Genomic DNA, 15,920 nt, shown 5'->3' on the forward strand with positions numbered 1-15,920 from the left:
CTAGGATGGACACCCGAGATCGTTTCGTCCATCCCAGGGAGTTGCCTACAGTGCGCGTCGTCTTTGCCGGAACACCGGACCCCGCAGTCTCATCGCTGCAGAGGTTGCTGGAGTCCGAACGCCACGAGGTGATCGCCGTGGTGACCCGGCCCGACGCCGCATCCGGGCGAGGGCGAAAGACCGTCCGATCCCCGGTCGGTCTGCTGGCCGACGAGCACCGCATTCCGGTGTTCACGCCGGCGAAGCCGTCGGACCCGGATTTCGTGTCGCAGCTGATCGACCTCGCACCCGACGTCTGCCCGGTTGTGGCATACGGTGCGCTGCTGCCTCAGCCGGTGCTCGACATTCCTCGTTTCGGCTGGATCAACCTGCACTTCTCGCTGTTGCCCGCATGGCGCGGTGCCGCGCCCGTGCAGGCCGCCATCGCCGCAGGTGACGAGATCACCGGCGCCTCCACCTTTCTGCTCGACGCGGGAATGGATACCGGACCGGTGCTCGGCGTCGTCACCGAGAGAATTCGTTCGGCCGACACCACGGGTGACCTGCTCGCCCGACTCGCATCGAGCGGAGCCGAACTGCTGACCGCAACCCTCGACGCGATCGAGGACGGAACCGCGAGCGCCCATACCCAATCCGACGACGGTGTTTCGTACGCGAGCAAGGTCACCGTCGACTCGGCGCGCATCGACTGGAATCGATCCGCCGCCTACATCGATCGGCACATCAGGTCGGTCACCCCGGCTCCGGGCGCGTGGACGACGATCGGCGAACTCCGCGTCAAGATCGCCCCCGTAGAGCTGGTGCCCGACACGCTGCCTCCCGGCGCGATCGAGGTACGCAAATCCGGTGTGCACATCGGAACAGGCACGGCCGCAATTGTTCTCGGCGATATTCAGCCCCAGGGCAAGAAGGTCATGAAGGCACTCGACTGGGCGCGCGGCGCTCGGCTGGACGATACGGCGGTAGCGCGATGACAGACCCCGACAAGCCCCGCAAGCGCGAGTCCGGTCAGCCGCGGAAGTTCGTGAAGAAGTCGCCAGGAGCTCGTGGTCCCAAAGGAAATCGGCCTCCGCAGGGCGCGGGACCCCGCGCAGTCGATGCGATCGACCCTGCACGCCGCGCGGCCAGGGACGTACTCAAGGCGGTCCGCGAGCGCGATGCCTACGCCAACCTGGTGCTGCCCGGCCTGCTCCGAGAGCGGAAGCTGGACTCGCGCGATGCTGCGCTGGCCACCGAACTCGCCTACGGCGCATCCCGCGCGCGTGGGGTGCTCGACGCGGTGATCGCCCACGCGGCCGGGCGGCCTGCTGCGGAAATAGACGGGCCTCTGCTCGACATTCTGCGGCTCGGCTCCTACCAGTTGCTTCGGACTCGGGTGGCACCGCACGCGGCCGTCGCCACGTCGGTGGATCTGGCCAGGTCCGAATTCGGCACCGGCAAAGCAGGTTTCGTCAATGCAGTGCTGCGGCGCGTGTCCGAACGGACGGCTGCGCAGTGGGTCGACGAACTGGCACCCCCCGCAGCGAAGGATCCGGTCGGCCACCTCGCCTTCGAGTACGCACATCCCAAGTGGATCGCACAGGCCTTCGCCGACGCGCTGGGTGCCGACGCCGGTGAACTCGCCGCCGTACTCGAAGCCGACGACGCACGGCCCTCGGTTCACCTCGTCGCGCGGCCCGGAGAGATCTCGGCAGAAGAACTGGCGTTGATCACCGGGGGAGAGGAAGGACCTTATTCGCCGTACGCCGTGCACCTCGACGGCGGCGATCCCGGCAAGATCGACGCCGTCCGGGACGGGCTGGCCGGAGTTCAGGACGAGGGCAGTCAACTCGTCGGACGGGCGCTCACCCTCGCGCCGCTGATCGGTGTGGACGGTGGTCGATGGCTGGACCTCTGTGCCGGCCCGGGAGGTAAAGCCGCCCTGATCGGTGCCATCGCCGAGATCGACGGTGCCACAGTCGATGCCGTCGAGCCCACACCGCACCGCGCCGATCTGGTGTCCAAGACGACCAAGGACCTTCCGGTGACGGTGCATACCGTCGACGGCAGGCAGTCCGAACTCGACGGTGGCTACGACCGCGTACTCGTGGACGCGCCGTGCACCGGGCTCGGCGCTCTACGCCGTCGGCCCGAGGCGCGGTGGCGACGACAGCCGTCCGACGTCGCAGCCCTGGTGACGCTGCAGAAGGAGTTGCTGGCAGCGGCGATCGACCTGGTTCGTCCCGGTGGGGTAGTGCTGTATTCGACCTGCTCGCCACACCTGTCCGAAACCACCGCTGTCGTCGCCGACGCGGTCCGCCGCTTCGGCGTCGAACAGCTCGACACCCGCGAGCTCGTCCCGGGAGTGCCGAAACTCGGTGACGGTACGTCCGTGCAACTGTGGCCGCACCGGCACGGTACGGACGCGATGTTCATGGCGGCGCTGCGTAAACCGATGTGACCGGGAGGCGGCGGATTCAGCCGCCGGCCAGGAACGTCTCGGCGACGTGCTTCGGGGCGTGGACGAGCCACCCGTCGATCACGAGTTCGCGAAGTTCGTCGTCGTCGGTGTTGTCGAGGTCGACCAGCACCGCGGCGAAGCCGTCGAAGTGAGAGATGGTGAAGCACGCCCGCGGATGTGCGGCGAGGATGGCCTCCTTCTCGTGCAGGTCCGCAGTCAGAACGGCGAGGATCGGTCCGGTGGGCGGCGTCTCGTCGCCGAACCGTTTCAGGTCGGCCTTGCTGAACGGGCGGATCCACGCGAAGACGATCTTGCCGACCGCCCATGCCGAATGCCCGTACCTGACGCCCTCGCTGACCTCGGGCAGTTCGGCGATCATCGCCGTGGCGGAGTCGATGGTGGCCATGGGCGCACCATACCGCTCGGCTAGGCTCGTCAATCGTGGTTTCCCCGATGATTGCCCCCTCCATTCTGTCCGCCGATTTCGCACGGCTCGCCGCCGAAGCCGAGGCGGTGTCCGGAGCCGATTGGCTGCACGTCGACGTCATGGACGCGCACTTCGTTCCCAACCTCACGCTCGGTCTTCCGGTCGTCAAGAGTCTGCTGAAAGCGACAAACATCCCCCTCGACTGCCACCTGATGATCGAGGATCCGGCGCGCTGGGCCCCTCCCTATGCCGAGGCCGGGGCCTACAACGTGACCTTTCACGCCGAGGCGGCCGACGACCCGTCCGCCGTGGCACGTGACATCCGCGCGGCGGGCGCAAAAGCCGGTCTGTCCGTCAAGCCCGGCACGCCCATCGAGCCGTACCTCGAGATCTTGCGTGACTTCGACACCCTGCTGGTGATGAGCGTGGAGCCCGGCTTCGGCGGACAGTCATTCATGCCCGAGGTGCTCTCCAAAGCGAAAGCTGTTCGGGCACTTGTCGATTCAGGTGATCTGCGATTGGTGGTCGAGATCGACGGCGGAATCAATTCCGACACGATCGAGCAAGCGGCCGAAGCCGGTATCGACTGCTTCGTCGCAGGGTCGGCCGTCTACGACACTGCCGACCCTGCCGCCGCCGTGCGCGATCTTCGCGCCCGGGCCGCCCACGCATCGCACCACCTGGCCTGATGGACGACCCGGGCACAGTCGTATGAGCGTCGAAGGCAGGGCGGTGTCGATCGTCGACGCCATGGCCCTCGCCATCGAGGCCTCCGAGTCCGCCCGGGGTATCAGTGCCCCGAACCCTGCGGTCGGTGCCGTGATCCTCGATGCAGGCGGAACCGTCGTAGGAGTCGGATCCACGCGTCCACCCGGCGGACCTCATGCCGAAATCGTGGCCCTGGCCGAGGCCGGGGATCGAGCTCGCGGCGGCACAGCCGTAGTGACCCTCGAACCCTGCAACCACACCGGTCGCACCGGACCGTGTTCACAGGCGCTGATCGAGGCGGGCATCGCGGCAGTCGTGTACGCCGTGGCCGATCCGAACCCGCTCGCATCAGGCGGCGCAGACACCCTGCGCGGCGCGGGCATTCGCGTCGAGCAGGGGATAGGCGAACGCGACGTACGACAGGGTCCGCTGCGGGCATGGCTGCACAAGCAACGCACCGGGCGGCCGCACGTGACCTGGAAATATGCCGCGACTCTCGACGGCCGCAGCGCCGCCGCCGATGGGACGAGTCAGTGGATCACCGGTGCCGAGGCGCGGGCGCACGTGCACGCCGAGCGGGCCAAGCTCGACGCCATCGTCGTGGGAACCGGAACCGTTCTGGCCGACGACCCGCGGCTGACCGCCCGTCGCCCCGACGGGTCCCTCGCGCCCCATCAGCCCGTGCGCGTCGTCGTCGGATCGCGGCCGATACCGGCGGCCGCGGCGATTCGTGGGTCGGAGGCACCCACGGTGTTTCTCGACACACACGATCCGGCGGCGGTGATCGAAGCTCTGGGCGAACACTCCGATGTCCAGATCGAAGGCGGTCCGACGCTGGCCGGAGCATTCCTCGCTGCCGGGTTGATCGACCGCGTCGTGGCCTATGTCGCCCCGGCCGTGTTGGGCAGCGGACCCGCGGCGGTGGAGAATACGGGCATCGGAACAATTGCCGACGCAATTCGGTTCCGCACGGAGACAGTCACCATGATCGGCAACGACATACTGATCGGCGTCGTGCCCGAAGGAGCGAATTAGATGTTCACCGGAATCGTCGAAGAGCTGGGCGAGATCGTGGCCAAGGACGAACTGACCGACGCTGCTCGCTTCACCGTTCGCGGGCCGGTGGTGACCTCCGATGCGGGCCACGGGGACTCCATCGCGGTCAACGGGGTGTGTCTGACCGTCGTGGATGTACTTCCGGACGGCGGCTTCACCGCCGATGTCATGCAGGAGACGTTGAACCGATCCAGCCTGGGTGCCCTCGACGTCGGGAGCCGCGTCAACCTCGAACGCGCCGCGGCACTCGGCAGCAGGCTCGGTGGGCATCTCGTCCAGGGCCACGTCGACGGAACCGGAACTGTGGCGAGTCGCTCACCCTCGGAAAACTGGACCGTCGTGCGCATCACCATGCCCACCTCGGTTGCGCGCTACGTCGTGGAAAAGGGCTCGATCACCGTCGACGGAGTCTCGCTGACCGTGTCCGGGCTCGGTGTCGACGACGGTGCGCACTGGTTCGAGATTTCACTGATACCCACCACCCTCGATCTGACCACGCTCGGCACGGCCGAGGTCGGATCACCGGTCAACCTCGAAGTCGACGTGATCGCCAAGTACGTGGAGCGGCTGCAGTCGATCGACGCACAGTAAGTACTGTTGAAGTGCACGCAGGTAACGGTGCATCGGAGACATTCGAAGGGCGCTGAGCCAGGCCCGAGACGTATGGAGCGCACTTTCGTGACCAGGTTCGACAGTATCGAGCGCGCAGTTGCGGACATCGCTGCGGGCAAAGCCGTGGTGGTCGTCGATGACGAGGACCGCGAAAACGAAGGCGATCTGATCTTCGCCGCCGAGAAGGCCACCCCGGAGTTGGTCGCCTTCATGGTTCGCTACACCTCCGGCTATCTCTGTGTTCCGTTGTCCGGTGAGGATTGCGACCGACTCGGTCTGCCGCCGATGTTCGCCACCAACCAGGACAAGCACGGAACCGCGTACACGGTGACCGTCGACGCCCGCGAGGGAATCGGAACCGGGATCTCGGCCTCCGACCGTGCAGCCACGATGCGACTCCTCGCCGATCCCGACACCGGGGCCGGCGACTTCACTCGCCCCGGCCACGTCGTACCGCTGCGCGCCAAGGACGGCGGAGTCTTGCGTCGCCCCGGCCACACCGAGGCGGCCGTCGACCTGGCCCGGATGGCCGATCTGCGGCCCGCAGGCGTCATCTGCGAAATCGTCAGCCAGAAGGACGAAGGCGCGATGGCCCAGACCGACGAACTTCGCGTGTTCGCCGACGAGCACGATCTCGCGCTCATCTCGATCGCAGACCTGATCGCCTGGCGTCGCAAGCACGAAAAGCACGTCGTGCGCGTCGCCGACGCACGAATCCCCACCAGCCACGGCACCTTCCGGGCTGTCGGCTACCAGAGCATCTACGACGAGGTCGAGCATGTTGCCCTCGTGCGCGGCGACATCGCCGGGCCCGACGGTGACGGCAACGACGTGCTCGTTCGCGTCCACTCGGAATGCCTCACCGGTGACGTATTCGGCTCGCTGCGCTGTGACTGCGGACCGCAACTGGACGCCGCCCTCGAAATGGTGGCCGCCGAGGAACGCGGAATCGTCCTCTACATGCGCGGACACGAGGGCCGTGGAATCGGACTGCTGCACAAATTGCAGGCCTACCAGTTGCAGGACGCCGGCTCCGACACCGTCGACGCCAACTTGCAGCTCGGCCTGCCCGCCGACTCCCGCGACTACGGAATCGGTGCCCAGATCCTCGTCGACCTCGGTGTGTCGTCGATGCGTCTGCTCACCAACAATCCGGCCAAGCGAGTGGGACTCGACGGCTACGGTCTGCACGTGACCGAGCGAGTGCCGATGCCGTTGCGCGCCAACGCCGAGAACCTCACGTACCTGCGCACCAAACGCGACCGCATGGGCCACGACCTCACCGGTCTGGATGAGTACGAAAATGGTCATTCCGCAGGCTCCACTCCCGGCGAAAACGGAGTCACCTCATGAGCGGCGACGGTGAACCCACCCTCCAGCTCGCCGGTGCGAACGATCTGAAGCTGGCGATTGTGGCCGGCCAGTGGCATCGAACGATTTCCGAGGCACTGCTCGCGGGAGCGCTGCGCAAAGCCGAGTCGGCGGGAGTACAGGACGTCACCGTCATCCGCGTGGCCGGTGCCATCGAGTTGCCCGTCGTCGCTCAGGCGCTCGCCCGCAACCACGATGCCGTCGTAGCCCTCGGCGTTGTCATCCGCGGCGGTACACCGCATTTCGAGTACGTGTGCGACGCCGTCACGGCCGGCTTGACGCGAGTATCGCTCGACGAGGGCACTCCGGTCACGAACGGGGTGCTCACCACCAATGACGAGCAGCAGGCGCTCGATCGGGCCGGCCTGCCCGGCTCGTTCGAAGACAAGGGCGCACAGGCGACTGCAGCGGCGATCGATACGGCGTTGACTCTGAAGCATCTGCGCCAACCTTGGACGAACCAGGAGTTCACGTGACCGGCGGCGAACCGACCCAGCAGTGGGACATGCAGGTGAAATCTCGCAAGTCCGCTCGGTATGCCATTGCGACGGCAGTCTTGCTCGTCGTGGCGCATTCGACCGTCGCAGTCCTGCTTCGGGTGTCACCGACCGGGGTGTACTTCCGGACGGCCGACCAACTCGCGATGGCCGGAATCGGAGTTCTGCTCGGCGGCCTGGCGCTGGTGCTGACTCGCCCACGGATCCGCGTCGGACCCGCAGGTGTCGCGGTACGTAATTTGCTCTCGGAGCGCCTGATCGAGTGGGATCTGGTGCGCGGACTGTCTTTCCCCGACGGGGCGATGTGGGCCCGTGTCGACATCCCCGACGACGAGTTCATCAACGTGATGGCCATCCAGTCCAACGATCGTGAGCACGCGGTCGCCGCAGTGCGGAAGTTCCGGACACTCGAACGCAAATACGCACCCGCCGCATCGGATCCGACCGACGCGGTGGATCAGAACTGACGTAGCAGGGCATCCACCACACCTGAGCTGCGGATGCGGAGAACGTCGGACCCGACGGCTAACGTGGTTGCCGTGTCCGACCCCGCTACTTACCGTCCGGCCACCGGAACTATCCCGGTGGAGCCGGGTGTGTACAAATTTCGAGATCCCCACGGCCGCGTCGTCTACGTGGGTAAGGCCAAAAGCCTCCGCAGTCGGCTCAACTCCTACTTCGCCGACGTCGCCTCGTTGCATCCTCGCACCCGCCAGATGGTCACCACCGCGGCGTCGGTCGAATGGACGGTAGTCACCACCGAGGTGGAGGCGCTGCAGCTCGAGTACAACTGGATCAAGGAATTCGATCCGCGATTCAACGTCCGCTACCGCGACGACAAGAGCTATCCGATGCTCGCGGTGACGATGAACGAGGAATACCCACGTCTGTTCGTGTACCGCGGACCTCGCCGCAAGGGCGTGCGCTATTTCGGCCCGTACGCGCACGCGTGGGCCATTCGCGAGACGCTCGATCTGTTGCTGCGGGTGTTCCCTGCGCGCACGTGCTCGACCGGAGTGTTCAAGCGGCACAATCAGATCGGCAGACCCTGCCTGCTGGGGTATATCGACAAGTGCTCGGCGCCGTGCGTCGGCCGGGTCAGCGCGGAGGAGCACCGCCGCACCGTAGAGGACTTCTGCGACTTTCTGGCCGGTAAGACCGACAAGCTCGTGCGGCAGCTCGAGAAGAAGATGCAGGCGGCATCCGAGGACTTGGACTTCGAGACCGCCGCGCGTCTACGCGACGACGTCGGTGCACTGCGTCGCGCCTTGGAGAAGCAGGCGGTGGTGCTCGGCGACGGCACCGACGCCGACCTCGTCGCGTTCGCTACCGACGCCCTCGAAGCTGCCGTGCAGGTATTCCACGTTCGCGGTGGCCGTGTTCGAGGACAACGGGGCTGGGTGGTGGAGAAGGCGGGTGAAGTGATCGAGCGGCAGGACGAGGCCGATCTGCCCGCACTGGTCGAGCAGTTCCTCACTCAGTTCTACGGCGAGCAGGCCGCGCTGACTGCGCAGGCACCGGGCGGCGACGACGGCGGCTCCAATGCAGTTCCGCGCGAGGTGCTGGTGCCGGTTCTGCCCGACAATGCCGACGAGGTCCAGACGTGGCTCAGCGAGCTTCGGGGGTCCAACGTGACTCTGCGCGTTCCTCAGCGCGGCGACAAGAAAGCGTTGGCCGAGACCGTCGAGCGCAATGCCAAGGAAGCCCTGCAGCAACACAAGCTGAAGCGAGCGGGTGATTTCACGTCGAGATCTGCTGCGCTGCAAGGGATTCAGGAAGCTCTCGATCTGGATTCGGCACCGTTACGCATCGAGTGCATCGACATCTCCCACGTCCAGGGAACCGATGTGGTGGCATCTCTCGTCGTCTTCGAGGACGGGCTGCCTCGCAAGAGCGACTACCGCCACTACGCGATCAAGGAAGCGGCAGGCGACGGGCATTCCGATGACGTCGCCAGCATCGCCGAGGTGACTCGGCGTCGATTCCTCCGACACTCCGCCGATGGGGCGACCGAAGCGAGCGGAGGCGATCTGGCTCCGGAAGCAGCGCTCGACCCCCAGACTGGCAGGCCTCGAAAGTTCGCCTACCCACCGAACTTGTTCGTCGTGGACGGTGGTGCCCCTCAGGTGGCCGCAGCCGCGGCGGTGCTGGACGAACTGGGCGTCACCGACGTGGCAGTGGTCGGTCTCGCCAAGCGGCTCGAGGAGGTCTGGGTGCCGGGCGAGGAGGATCCGGTCATCCTGCCGCGAACCAGTGAGTCCCTCTACCTGCTGCAGCGAGTTCGCGACGAGGCACACCGATTTGCAATCACGTTCCACCGCAGCAAGCGATCTCGTCGAATGACGGCCTCGGCCCTCGATTCGGTCCGCGGACTCGGCGAATCGCGGCGAACGGCACTGGTCGCACACTTCGGTTCGGTCGCCAACCTCAAGCGTGCGACGGTCGCGGAGATCGTCGAGGTGCCGGGAATCGGGGAAACCACCGCGAAGTCCGTGCTGGCGGCGCTCGGTTCGGACGCGGACGACGCCGATGTAGGCGATGATGGCAACGCAACTGAAACGACATCGGGCGAGAACACGACGGAACATGCGATCGCACCGCGCGTGGAATCGGCGGGACAGGCTTCGTAGTGAGCGAACACCAGACACAGAGACATCCGCCATCCGACGAGCAGCTCGAGCCGCCTGCCGAGCCGGAATCGCGGCACGATGGGATAGAGGTGGCGTTGGTCACCGGCGTCTCCGGTGCAGGGTTGCGCACTGCAGCCAAGATTCTCGAGGACCTCGGGTGGTACGTCGCCGACAACCTGCCCCCCGAGCTCATCTCCAAGATGGTCGACCTCGGACTGGAATCCCGGCCCCGCATCGAGCGACTCGCGCTGGTGATGGATGTCCGAAGCCGACTGTTCACCGGGGATCTGGGCTGGGTCGTCCAAGAGCTCGACTCCAAGGGAGTGCGCAACCGCGTGCTGTTCCTGGACGCGTCCGACGCCGTGCTCATTCGCAGATTCGAGTCCAACCGGCGCAGTCATCCGTTGCAGAACGACGGTCAGGACGGAACGCTGACCGAGGGCATCACCGCAGAACGGTTGCGGCTCGCGCAGGTCAAAGCTGCGGCCGATCTGACCGTGGACACCACATCGCTGTCGGTTCATCAGCTGCGACGCAAGATCGAGACGGTGTTCGGTGATGCGAACACCAGCGGCGTCGGCGTCACAGTGCAGTCGTTCGGATTCAAGTACGGCCTGCCGATGGACGCCGACCTGGTCTGCGACGTCCGCTTTCTGCCCAATCCACATTGGGTGCCCGAGCTCCGCGAGCACACAGGACAGGACGCGGACGTACGCGATTACGTCTTGGGGCAGGACGGAGCCCGCGACTATCTGCAGACGTACACGCACCTGTTGAATCTGACGATCGAAGGATATGTGCGGGAAGGCAAGAGGTACATGACGGTAGCCGTGGGCTGCACCGGAGGTAAGCATCGAAGTGTGGCGATGACCGAAGCGCTCGCTGGAATTCTCGCCGAGCAGGGTGATGTGTCCGTGCGCGTACTGCATCGCGATCTGGGTCGCGAATGAGCGAGGTCGGCACCGCAACGCAGGGGCCGGGTCCGAAGATCGTTGCCCTCGGCGGCGGTCACGGTCTGTACGCAACCCTCTCCGCGGCCAGGCTGCTCGGCCACGACGTCACCGCCATCGTCACTGTTGCCGACGACGGAGGATCGTCGGGGCGCCTGCGGGCCGAGCTCGGAGTCATCCCGCCGGGAGATCTGCGCATGGCACTGGCTGCGCTGGCTCGCTCCGACGAGCGAACGCAGCTGTGGACCGATGTTCTGCAGCATCGGTTCGGGGGTACGGGTGCGTTGGCCGGACACTCGGTGGGCAACCTCATCCTCGCCGGCCTCACCGAAGTATTGGGAGACCCGATCGCTGCGCTCGACGAGATGGTGCGGATGCTCGGAATCGACGGGCGAGTGCTTCCGATGTCGCCCATCGCACTCGACATAGAAGCGGACGTCTCGGGCCTCGAGGACGACCCGCGGGTCAGCCGCGTCATCCGTGGACAGGTGGCGGTGGCGACCACCCCCGGCAAGGTTCGGCGAGTGCGGTTGCTGCCACCCGACCCGCCGGCGTCGGCGGATGCCCTCGCGGCGATCGAGCAAGCCGACCTGGTGGTGCTCGGTCCCGGGTCCTGGTTCTCGAGTGTCATTCCACACGTGCTGGTGCCGGATCAGCTCGCCGCGCTGGCCCGTACTTCCGCGCCGAAGGTGCTCGTGTTGAACCTGGCACCGGAGCTGGGGGAGACCACCGGATTCTCCGCCGAGCGCCATGTCCACGTACTCTCCCAACACGCACCTGATTTGGGAATCGACTACGTGTTGGTCGATTCCGCCTCGGTCCCGGAGGGCAGCAATCGCGAACACGTAGCGCGGGCAGCAGCCCGGCTCGGTGCTGAGGTCGTTTACGTCGATGTTGCCGAAAACGGCACTCACGCACATCATTACGGAAAGCTTGCTGCAGCTCTCGGTTCCATCGTGACGCCCACCGGCGGCACTGCACCGACTGCTGCACGCAGAGAGGGGATCACTTCGTGGCCATGACAGCGGAGGTCAAGGACGAGCTGAGCAGGCTCACCGTCAGTCAGGTCAGTTGCCGCAAGGCCGAGGTGTCCGCGCTCCTGCGATTCGCCGGTGGATTGCACATCGTGGCCGGTCGGGTCGTGGTCGAGGCGGAGGTGGATCTCGGGTCCATTGCCAGGCGGCTGCGTCGCGAGATCTTCGAGCTGTACGGCTACTCCTCGGACGTGCACATGCTCGGTGCCGGCGGGCTGCGCAAGACCTCGCGTTATGTGGTCCGAGTGGCCAAGGACGGGGAGGCTCTGGCTCGCCAGACCGGTTTGTTGGATCTGCGTGGGCGCCCGGTTCGTGGACTACCCGCGCAGGTGGTCGGCGGCACGGTGGGGGACTCCGAAGCAGCGTGGCGTGGTGCGTTCCTCGCACACGGCTCGCTCACCGAACCGGGCCGATCCTCGGCGCTCGAGATCAGCTGCCCAGGGCCGGAAGCCGCCTTGGCGCTCGTCGGAGCGGCCCGCCGACTCGGCGTCGCCGCCAAGGCCCGAGAGGTTCGCGGAACCGATCGAGTGGTCGTGCGCGACGGCGAGGCCATCGGCGCGCTTCTCACCCGGATGGGAGCACAGGACACCAGGCTCGTCTGGGAAGAACGTCGAATGCGGCGCGAGGTGAGGGCCACGGCCAACCGACTCGCGAATTTCGACGACGCAAACCTCCGACGCTCGGCTCGAGCGGCCGTTGCCGCCGCAGCGCGGGTCGAGCGAGCGCTGAACATCCTCGGCGAGGACGTGCCGGATCATCTCGCTGCCGCGGGTTCGCTCCGAGTTCAGCATCGCCAGGCGTCACTGGAAGAACTCGGGCAACTGGCCGACCCGCCGATGACGAAGGATGCGGTGGCGGGTCGAATCCGGCGCCTGCTGTCCATGGCCGACCGCAAGGCGAAGGAAACCGGAATTCCGGACACCGAGTCTGCAGTCACCGCGGAGTTGCTCGACGAGGCGTGACCACTCCGATCGAGTGATGCGCGCGCTCTGCCTGCGCGCACACTAGGGTAGGAACCGCGTGTGGCACCCCGCACGCAGGCACAATCAGACATCTGTTTTCACAACTTTTAGGAGCGAACAGTGACGATCCGGGTAGGCGTCAACGGCTTCGGCCGCATCGGGCGTAACTTCTTCAGGGCAGTCGACGCGCAGAAGGCGCTCGGTACCACCGACATCGAAATCGTTGCTGTCAACGACCTGACCGACAACGCATCGCTCGCACACCTGCTCAAGTACGACTCGATCCTGGGCCGCTTGCCGCACGATGTCTCGCTCGAGGGCGAAGACACCATCGTCGTCGGCGGCCAGAAGATCAAGGCGCTGTCGCTGCGCGAAGGCCCGTCCGCACTTCCGTGGGGTGACCTGGGCGTCGACGTCGTCGTCGAGTCCACCGGCATCTTCACCGACGCTGCCAAGGCCCAGGGCCACATCGACGCCGGTGCCAAGAAGGTCATCATCTCCGCGCCCGCCAAGGGTGAGGACATCACCATCGTGATGGGCGTGAACGACGACAAGTACGACGGCAGCCAGAACATCATCTCGAACGCGTCGTGCACCACCAACTGCCTCGGCCCCATCGCCAAGGTTCTCGACGACGAGTTCGGCATCGTCTCAGGCCTGATGACCACCATCCACGCGTACACGCAGGATCAGAACCTGCAGGACGGCCCGCACAGCGACCTGCGTCGCGCCCGCGCGGCAGCGCTGAACGTCGTACCCACCGGTACCGGTGCAGCCAAGGCCATCGGCCTGGTTCTCCCGCAGCTGCTCGGCAAGCTCGACGGCTACGCACTTCGGGTGCCGATCCCCACCGGCTCGGTCACCGACCTGACCGCTCTGCTGAAGAAGAAGGCCAGCGCGGACGACATCAACGCCGCGATGAAGGCAGCAGCCGAAGGCCCGCTGAAGGGCATCCTGAAGTACAACACCGATCCGATCGTGTCCTCGGACATCGTGACCGACCCGCACTCGTCGATCTTCGACGCGCCGCTGACGAAGGTCATCGACGATCAGGTCAAGATCGTCTCCTGGTACGACAACGAGTGGGGCTACTCCAACCGCCTCGCCGACCTCATCGGTCTCGTCGGCAAGTCCCTCTGACACCGATGGCTGTCAAGACACTGCAGGATCTGCTCGATGCCGGTGTCGAAGGCCGTGGCGTCCTCGTGCGATCGGACTTCAATGTTCCGCTCGAGGACGGCACGATCACCGATCCCGGCCGTATCCAGGCGTCGATCCCGACACTTCGAGCGCTGGTCGAGGCGGGTGCAAAGGTCATCGTCACCGCCCACCTCGGGCGTCCGGACGGCAAGCCCGACGCGAAGTACAGCCTGGCACCCGTCGCCGCGAAGCTCGGCGAGCTGCTGGGTCGCCACGTTCAGCTCGCGGGCGACGTGGTGGGTCAGGACGCCGAGGCTCGCGCCGAGGGTCTGACCGACGGCGACGTGTTGCTGCTCGAGAACATTCGTTTCGATCCGCGCGAGACCAGCAAGGACGAGTCCGAGCGAGTTGCTCTGGCTCGTGAGCTCGTAGCGCTGGCCGGCGACGACGCGGCATTCGTCTCCGACGGATTCGGCGTCGTGCACCGTAAGCAGGCGTCGGTCTACGACGTGGCGCAGTTGCTGCCGCATTACGCGGGCACCCTCGTCGCTGCCGAGGTCGAGGTGCTGGCCAAGCTCACCGAGGATGCGGCACGTCCGTACGCGGTGGTGCTCGGCGGCTCCAAGGTCTCGGACAAGCTCGGTGTCATCGAGGCGTTGGCTCCCAAGGTCGACACCTTGGTGATCGGCGGCGGAATGGCCTTTACTTTCCTTGCGGCACAGGGTTATTCGGTCGGAAACTCGCTGCTTCAGGAGGACCAGATCGGAGTCTGCAAGGATTTGCTCGAGCGCTTCGGTGACGTGATCCACCTTCCCGTCGACATCGTCGTGGGAGACAAGTTCGCGGCGGATGCCGAGGCGAAGACCGTGAAGGCCTCCGAGATTCCGGACGGCTGGATGGGCTTGGACATCGGACCTGACTCGGTCAGTCGTTTCGCCGTCGTCCTCTCGAATGCCAAGACCGTCTTCTGGAACGGACCGGCAGGGGTGTTCGAGTTCGACAAGTTCTCGGCCGGCACCAAGGGCATCGCAGAAGCGATCATCGGAGCCACCGAGAAGGGCGCGTTCAGCGTCGTCGGCGGCGGCGACTCCGCGGCGGCGGTGCGCACCCTCGGGTTGCCCGACGACGGCTTCTCGCACATCTCCACCGGCGGCGGTGCATCCCTCGAATACCTCGAAGGCAAGCAGCTCCCCGGCCTATCCGTCCTGGAGGCGTAACGCATGGCACGTAAGCCGCTCATCGCGGGCAACTGGAAGATGAACCTCAATCACCTCGAGGCCATCTCGCTGGTGCAGAAGATCGCTTTCTCGTTGCCCGAGAAGTACTTCGACAAGGTCGACGTGACGGTGATCCCGCCGTTCACCGACATTCGTAGCGTGCAGACGCTGGTCGAGGGCGACAAACTGTTGCTCACTTACGGTGCACAGGATGTCTCGTCCGAGGACAAGGGTGCCTTCACCGGCGAGATCAGCGGATCGATGCTGGCCAAGCTGGGGTGCACCTTCGTCGTCGTCGGTCACTCGGAGCGACGCACGCTGCACAGCGAGGACGACGCCGTTGTCCTGGCCAAGACGAAGGCGGCGCTGAAGAACGGCCTCACCCCGATCGTCTGCATCGGCGAGGGGCTGAACATCCGCGAGGCGGGCGAGCACGTGGCCTACAACGTCGCGCAGCTCCGTGGGTCACTCGACGGGCTGTCGGCCGAGGACATCTCGAATGTCGTCATCGCCTACGAACCGGTGTGGGCGATCGGCACCGGTCGAGTTGCGTCGGCATCGGACGCGCAGGAAGTGTGCGGGGCAATTCGCGAGGAACTGAAGGCGCTGTCCTCGGACAAGGTCGCCGCGGGCGTCCGCGTGCTGTACGGCGGCTCGGTCAACGCGAAGAACGTCGGCGAGATCGTCGGCCAGCCCGATGTCGACGGTGCCCTGGTCGGGGGAGCGTCGCTCAAGGCGGACGAATTCGCCACGCTGTCGGCTATCGCCGCAGGTGGACCCCTGCCCTGATCGGCCCTCGGCAACGCTGTAACGAACGGTTCTCGGACACCTCGCTTCGGCGGGGTGTCCGAAGCCGTTCTCGGGGCCAGGTAGGCT

The 15,920-nt window shown here is 66.0% G+C and carries 16 protein-coding genes; 15 read left to right on the forward strand and 1 reads right to left on the reverse strand.

The features are described from left to right. Window positions 1-50: 50 nt before the first annotated feature. Entirely contained in the window at window positions 51-974 is a 924-nt protein-coding gene (fmt, locus tag AC5WEY_RS14430) for a methionyl-tRNA formyltransferase (protein ID WP_495646342.1), read from the forward strand. Continuing rightward, a complete protein-coding gene (locus AC5WEY_RS14435) occupies window positions 971-2,440 on the forward strand; it encodes an RsmB/NOP family class I SAM-dependent RNA methyltransferase (protein WP_495646343.1) in 1,470 nt (489 codons plus the stop codon). The genes fmt and AC5WEY_RS14435 overlap by 4 nt, the downstream gene beginning before the upstream one ends. A 16-nt stretch (window positions 2,441-2,456) precedes the next feature. Here the strand turns inward: AC5WEY_RS14435 and AC5WEY_RS14440 are convergent, their stop codons facing one another. Next, window positions 2,457-2,846 carry an MmcQ/YjbR family DNA-binding protein gene (locus AC5WEY_RS14440; protein ID WP_495646344.1) on the reverse strand — a complete coding sequence of 130 codons (390 nt, stop codon included), beginning with the start codon at window positions 2,844-2,846 and terminating at the stop codon, window positions 2,457-2,459. Between the two features lie 35 nt (window positions 2,847-2,881). On the opposite strand from AC5WEY_RS14440, the gene rpe reads away from it, so the two are divergent. The 13 genes from rpe (at window position 2,882) to tpiA (ending at window position 15,833) form a co-directional block, all read left to right on the forward strand. Further along, window positions 2,882-3,556, forward strand: coding sequence for a ribulose-phosphate 3-epimerase (gene rpe, locus AC5WEY_RS14445; protein ID WP_495646345.1), 675 nt, complete (start codon window positions 2,882-2,884; stop codon window positions 3,554-3,556). A 22-nt stretch (window positions 3,557-3,578) separates the two neighbouring features. Further along, on the forward strand, window positions 3,579-4,610 hold the full coding sequence (gene ribD, locus AC5WEY_RS14450) for a bifunctional diaminohydroxyphosphoribosylaminopyrimidine deaminase/5-amino-6-(5-phosphoribosylamino)uracil reductase RibD (protein ID WP_495646346.1): 1,032 nt from the start codon (window positions 3,579-3,581) through the stop codon (window positions 4,608-4,610). Next, a complete protein-coding gene (locus tag AC5WEY_RS14455; protein ID WP_495646347.1) occupies window positions 4,611-5,222 on the forward strand; it encodes a riboflavin synthase in 612 nt (203 codons plus the stop codon). An 87-nt stretch (window positions 5,223-5,309) separates the two neighbouring features. Next, window positions 5,310-6,596, forward strand: a complete 1,287-nt coding sequence (locus AC5WEY_RS14460) for a bifunctional 3,4-dihydroxy-2-butanone-4-phosphate synthase/GTP cyclohydrolase II (protein ID WP_495646348.1) — start codon at window positions 5,310-5,312, stop codon at window positions 6,594-6,596. Continuing rightward, window positions 6,593-7,090 (forward strand): 6,7-dimethyl-8-ribityllumazine synthase, encoded by a 498-nt coding sequence (ribH, locus tag AC5WEY_RS14465; RefSeq protein WP_495646349.1) that lies wholly within the window; start codon window positions 6,593-6,595, stop codon window positions 7,088-7,090. The genes AC5WEY_RS14460 and ribH overlap by 4 nt, the downstream gene beginning before the upstream one ends. Before the next feature lie 29 nt (window positions 7,091-7,119). Continuing rightward, window positions 7,120-7,578 (forward strand): PH domain-containing protein, encoded by a 459-nt coding sequence (locus tag AC5WEY_RS14470; protein ID WP_495646577.1) that lies wholly within the window; start codon window positions 7,120-7,122, stop codon window positions 7,576-7,578. A 72-nt stretch (window positions 7,579-7,650) separates the two neighbouring features. Beyond that, window positions 7,651-9,741, forward strand: coding sequence for an excinuclease ABC subunit UvrC (gene uvrC, locus AC5WEY_RS14475; protein ID WP_057478797.1), 2,091 nt, complete (start codon window positions 7,651-7,653; stop codon window positions 9,739-9,741). A gap of 83 nt (window positions 9,742-9,824) precedes the next feature. Then, window positions 9,825-10,691 (forward strand): RNase adapter RapZ, encoded by an 867-nt coding sequence (rapZ, locus tag AC5WEY_RS14480; RefSeq protein WP_495646578.1) that lies wholly within the window; start codon window positions 9,825-9,827, stop codon window positions 10,689-10,691. Then, window positions 10,688-11,713 (forward strand): gluconeogenesis factor YvcK family protein, encoded by a 1,026-nt coding sequence (locus AC5WEY_RS14485; RefSeq protein WP_495646350.1) that lies wholly within the window; start codon window positions 10,688-10,690, stop codon window positions 11,711-11,713. The genes rapZ and AC5WEY_RS14485 overlap by 4 nt, the downstream gene beginning before the upstream one ends. Continuing rightward, window positions 11,704-12,687: a DNA-binding protein WhiA gene (gene whiA / locus AC5WEY_RS14490; protein WP_032377822.1), complete on the forward strand. Its 984-nt coding sequence runs from the start codon at window positions 11,704-11,706 to the stop codon at window positions 12,685-12,687. The genes AC5WEY_RS14485 and whiA overlap by 10 nt, the downstream gene beginning before the upstream one ends. 120 nt (window positions 12,688-12,807) lie before the next feature. Next, entirely contained in the window at window positions 12,808-13,827 is a 1,020-nt protein-coding gene (gene gap, locus AC5WEY_RS14495; RefSeq protein WP_032365753.1) for a type I glyceraldehyde-3-phosphate dehydrogenase, read from the forward strand. 5 nt (window positions 13,828-13,832) lie between these two features. Further along, window positions 13,833-15,044, forward strand: a complete 1,212-nt coding sequence (locus AC5WEY_RS14500) for a phosphoglycerate kinase (protein ID WP_495646351.1) — start codon at window positions 13,833-13,835, stop codon at window positions 15,042-15,044. 3 nt (window positions 15,045-15,047) lie between these two features. Then, window positions 15,048-15,833, forward strand: a complete 786-nt coding sequence (gene tpiA, locus AC5WEY_RS14505; RefSeq protein ID WP_495646352.1) for a triose-phosphate isomerase — start codon at window positions 15,048-15,050, stop codon at window positions 15,831-15,833. The last annotated feature ends 87 nt before the right edge of the window (window positions 15,834-15,920 follow it).

The sequence above is a fragment of the Rhodococcoides sp. S146-33 genome (genome assembly GCF_059489205.1).